Source organism: Actinosynnema sp. (assembly GCF_052038725.1).
The window spans coordinates 1-4,355 of record NZ_JBQGCX010000559.1 but is presented as its reverse complement, the minus strand read 5'-3'; the positions used below and the strand labels follow the sequence as shown (position 1 = coordinate 4,355).

Here is a 4,355-nt window from a genome sequence, read left to right as displayed (position 1 = left end):
CTCAGGTGCCAGAGCTTGAGCACCAGCAGCACGATCGGGAAGGCGGGCACCCGCGCGAGCGTCCCCTGGGAGGCGTCGCGCTGGGCGGCGGCGGTGGGTCGGGGGGCGGCCTCGGCGGCGAGGGCGGCGTCCGAGGCCGCGCCGGGGTCGGCGCTCATCCGGTCAGCAGTCCGGGACGGTGGACGGCCAGGTGCGCACGTCGACGTCCTCCGCCTCGGGCTGCCGGTCCAGCGGCAGCGCCTCGCCGGGGTTGTGCTCCAGCATCGGCCGCAGGTGCCGCTCGAACGCCTCCTCCCACCGCTGGTCGGCCGGGTCGCAGGCGGAGCGGCGCAGCGTCAGGTTCACCAGGGCCAGCAGGGCCGCGTTGTCCCCGGTGTTGACCGCCCACAGCTCGGGCGTCTCCAGCGCGATGTCGTGGTGCGCCAGCTCGTCCGGGTGCGCGGAGACGAACCCGGCGAGGATGACCGCGTCCGTGGTGACCGCCTCCACCTCGCCCGCGAGCAGCCGGGTCACGCACTCGCTGATGTTGTTGCTGTTGTCCATGACGGCCCCGGCCGCGCTCACCGCGTCGGTGGAGGTCGAGGTGCTGAGCGTGCACACCCTCCTGTCGCGCAGCTGCGCGGCCTCGCGAATCGGCTCGTGGTCCTTGCGCGTGATGACGGACTGCTCGGTCTCCAGGTACGGGGAGGAGAAGGTGACGCCGCGCATCCCCTCGCGCCGGTCGGTGATGCTGTAGGTGGCGACCACCAGGTCGACCAGCACGCCGTCCGCGCCGCGCATCCGGCTGCGGTCCTCGTTCTGGATCTCCACGAACCGCACGTCCGACGCCTGGAACCCCAGGTCGGCGGCGATCATGCGGGTGATGTCGACGTCGAAGCCGGAGTACGCGCCGGGGGCCGGGTCGCGCAGCCCGATGCCGGGCATGTCGGTCTTGATGCCGACGACCAGCTCCTGCTTGCCCTTCAGGCCCGCCTGCTGCTTGAGGTCGTCCACGGTGGGCGCCTCCCGGTACCACCAGTACCCGCCCGCCAGCGGCACGGCGACGGCCAGCAGGAGCGCGGCCAGCCGCCAGCGGCGTAACCGGGTCGTGCGTCGCCCGCGCGGCTCCCCGTCGCGGTCCGCGTCGGTGGTGCGCTCCCCCTCTGCCATTGGGGGATTCTCGCCGACCCCTACCTGCTGCGCACCGGGTTTGCGCGCGTCACCGGTGGTGCGATCGGGTGATGGTGGGGGAGCGGCGCGGTCAGAAGCGGTCCCAGCGCTGGTTCTGCTGCCCGTTGCAGCGCCACAGGATCACCGGGGTGCCGTTGTCCGCGCCGGAGCCGCGCGCGTCCAGGCAGTGCCCGGACCCGACGAGCTGCCCGTCGCCCGCGAGGGCCCACCGCTGGTCGGCGCCGCCGTCGCAGGCCGCGAGCAGCACGGGCAGCTCGGGCGCGACGGCCTGGAGGCAGCGCTCGCCGAGCCGGATCGCGCCGGTGGTGGCGGTGGTGAACCGCTGCCCGGCCCCGTCGCGGCAGTCCCACAGCCGCACGGACGTCGCGGCGCCCGCCGAGGTCGCCGAGACGTCGCCTGGGTCGTCCGCGCCGTCCAGGCACAGCCCCGACCCGGCGCCCACCAGGCTCCCGGCGCGCGGCGCGCCCGCCCCGGCCAGCGCGGCGACCAGCGGCGGGTACCAGCGGCGGGCCAGCTTCCGCTCACCGGCCGGGCTCGGGTGCACCCCGTCGTGCGTGTCGACGGCCGGGTCGAAACCGGTCCACTGGTCGACGACGGTGACGGGGGAGCGCGGCGTGCCGTGCGCCCGCGCCCAGCCGGGGATCGCGGCGTTCAGCTCCGCCACCCGCGCGGGGCAGTCCGGGCAGGCCGGGTGGGCGAGCGGGATGAGCTGGGCGACGAGCAGCTTCACCGCCGGGTTGGCGCGCCGCATCTGCCCGAGCAGCTCGGTGTAGGCGTCGAGCACGGCCGGGGCGCTCTCGCCCGCCAGGACGTCGTTGGTGCCCAGGTGCATGAGCACCACGTCCGGCCGGGCGCGGGTGAGCCAGCCGGGGAGCAGGTTCTCCAGCACGATCCCGGCGGCCCGGAACCCGCCGTGCCCCTCGTGCGCGGGGGAGGGGCCGCCGCCGCAGTCGGTGGCGGGCTGGGTGCCGACGAAGTCGACGTCGGCGTGCCCGGTGCCGCCCAGCTCGCCCGCGAGCAGCGCGCGCCAGCAGCCGGGGCTGCCGGTGATGGAGTCGCCGAGGGCCATGACCCTGGGGTGGGTCGCCGCGGGGGAGACGAGCATCAGCAGCGCGGACACGAGCGGGGTGACCAGGCCCGCGCACACGGCGCGCAACCTCCGGCACGGACCCACGGTTTCCTCCCGGACGGCGCGGTGTGGGGGCGGCGCGGGACCCGCGCCGCGCCCAGTGCACCACGCTCGTGCGCCCGCGGCCTTCTAGCAGGCCAGAGGTGCACTCCCGAAGGCGACATCGTCATACCAAAGGGTGTCGCCGCCGTCGCCGTAGCTCTCCCAGCCCAGCCGCACGTCCACGGTGTTCGGCCGCCAGTTGGCGCGGGCGAGCCACTGCTGGTCGATGTCGGGCGTGGGGGAGCCGTCGACCTGCAGGCCCGGAACGGCGACCCCGTCGACGCTGGTGCTCAGCCTGCCGCTGGAGCCGTCGAGGGTGAACTGCACGCAGGTCCAGCGGCCGGTGGGCAGCGGGATGCTCTGCGCGACGCCCTGCGGGCTCTGCGCGGGCAGGGTGGCGTCGTCGGACTCGCGGTTCCACTGCAGCGCGCCGTTCTGGCCGCCCATGCGCAGGTCCTTGCCGCCGTCGGCGGAGTCCTTGAGCGCCATGAACGTCACGTGCGCGGCGGGCAGCGCGGTGGTGTGCCGGACGTGGAACCGGCCGTGCACCACCGGTCCGCTCACGCTGGCGCCGAAGAAGATGTGGTTGCAGTAGCCGACGCCGCCGTTGACCCGGACCGACTTGGAGCCGCTGCGCGCGACGGAGTTGTCGACGGTGACCGTGCCGGTGCCGGTGCAGTTGGCCGCGCCGACGCTCCACTTGCCGGAGGGGGGGGCCCCGGTCTGGGACTCGAAGTCGTCGCACAGGGTCGCGGTGCCGCAGCCGGTGGGCTGCTGCGGGGTGGTGGTCGTGGTCGGCGGGGTCGTGGTCGGTGGGGTGGTCGTGCTGGTGGGCGGGGCGTCGTCGTTGCAGGGGGTGCCGTTGAGGGCGAAGTCGGTGGGTGCGGCGGCGGCGCCGGAGTAGGTGCCCTGGAACCCGAAGCGGGCGGTTCCGCCGGTGCCGAGCTGGCCGTTCCAGCCGACGTCGCGGGCGGTGACCTTGGCGCCGGTCTGGGTGACCTGGGCGTTCCAGGCCGAGGTGACGGTCTGGTTGCCCGCCCAGGTCCAGGTCAGCGTCCAGGTGGTGACGGGCGCGGCGCGGTTGGTGACCGCGACCTCGGCGGTGAAGCCGGTGGCCCACTGGTTGGGCGTGTAGTCGACGGCGCAGGCGGGCGCGGCGACGGCGGTGCCGCCTCCACCGCCGCCGAGCACGACCAACCCGGTGACCGCGACCAGGGCCGCGGCGAGCGCCGCGAGCCGGAACGGGGTGCGCATGAGACAACTCCTTTGTCGTCCACGGTTTCTGGGAGCGCTCCCAGAAGGTCGACCGTAACGACGCCCACCACCGCCCGACAGCGTCCGACCGGGTCACGCGTCGACGGTCACGCGTCCATGGAGAAGTCCACCGGGGTCCCGTCCGCCAGGTGCACCACGGTGATCCAGTAGTGCTCCAGCAGGTAGTTGCCCTGCTCCAGCTCGCTCAGGTGCAGCTCGAAGTCCCCGCTGAGGTACACCCGCAGCGACACCGCCCGGAACGCCGCGATGAACGGCTCCCGCCCCTCGGGCTCGCCCGCGATCTCCGCGCTCACGAGCTCCAGCGCGGTCCGCTCCAGCGCGGCGAACCGGTCCAGCAGCCCGGCCAGCGGCGGCTCCAGCTCGCGGGCCCGCTCCGGGTGCGCGCTGTCCAGGTCGACGAGCACGGTCCGGTCCCGCGCCCGCCGCTCCGCGTACTCCGTCTCCTCCGGCCGCAGGTGCGCGGTCATCAGCACGTCGACGCACTGCTCCCGGTAGCGCGGGTTGAACTCGGCGGGCACCAGCTGCACGTCCCGGAACTGGCGGGGCGTCCCCCGCGCCACCCGCCCGTCCTCGGCGACCAGCCGCAGCTCCCCGCCCTCGTGCCGCACCCCGGTGATCCGGAACGAGGGCGGCACCTCGGATCTGGCAGTCACGGCGCGGAAGGGTATCACCCTGCCCCCTGAACGGCCGCGCGCGCGCATGGGGTACCATCCGCCCCGCGCCGTCCGCCGGTCAGCGT

At 74.8% G+C, this 4,355-nt stretch carries 4 protein-coding genes; all 4 read right to left on the bottom strand.

From position 1 onward, the window contains the following. Nucleotides 1–162 precede the first annotated feature (162 nt). Nucleotides 163–1,149: a transporter substrate-binding domain-containing protein gene (locus ACTUAL_RS11215; protein ID WP_440900213.1), complete on the bottom strand. Its 987-nt coding sequence runs from the start codon at nt 1,147–1,149 to the stop codon at nt 163–165. Between the two features lie 91 nt (nt 1,150–1,240). After that, nucleotides 1,241–2,317 carry a GDSL-type esterase/lipase family protein gene (locus tag ACTUAL_RS11210; protein WP_440900212.1) on the bottom strand — a complete coding sequence of 359 codons (1,077 nt, stop codon included), beginning with the start codon at nt 2,315–2,317 and terminating at the stop codon, nt 1,241–1,243. A gap of 111 nt (nt 2,318–2,428) precedes the next feature. Further along, nucleotides 2,429–3,595, bottom strand: coding sequence for a cellulose binding domain-containing protein (locus tag ACTUAL_RS11205; RefSeq protein ID WP_440900211.1), 1,167 nt, complete (start codon nt 3,593–3,595; stop codon nt 2,429–2,431). 107 nt (nt 3,596–3,702) lie between these two features. Next, nucleotides 3,703–4,269 (bottom strand): hypothetical protein, encoded by a 567-nt coding sequence (locus ACTUAL_RS11200; RefSeq protein ID WP_440900210.1) that lies wholly within the window; start codon nt 4,267–4,269, stop codon nt 3,703–3,705. Nucleotides 4,270–4,355 lie beyond the last annotated feature (86 nt).

Excerpts from the sequence above, each read along its gene's own strand:
- ACTUAL_RS11205 (WP_440900211.1), bottom strand. The coding sequence starts at position 3,595 with ATGCGCACCCCGTTCCGGCTCGCGGCGCTCGCCGCGGCCCTGGTCGCG.
- ACTUAL_RS11215 (WP_440900213.1), bottom strand. The coding sequence starts at position 1,149 with ATGGCAGAGGGGGAGCGCACCACCGACGCGGACCGCGACGGGGAGCCG.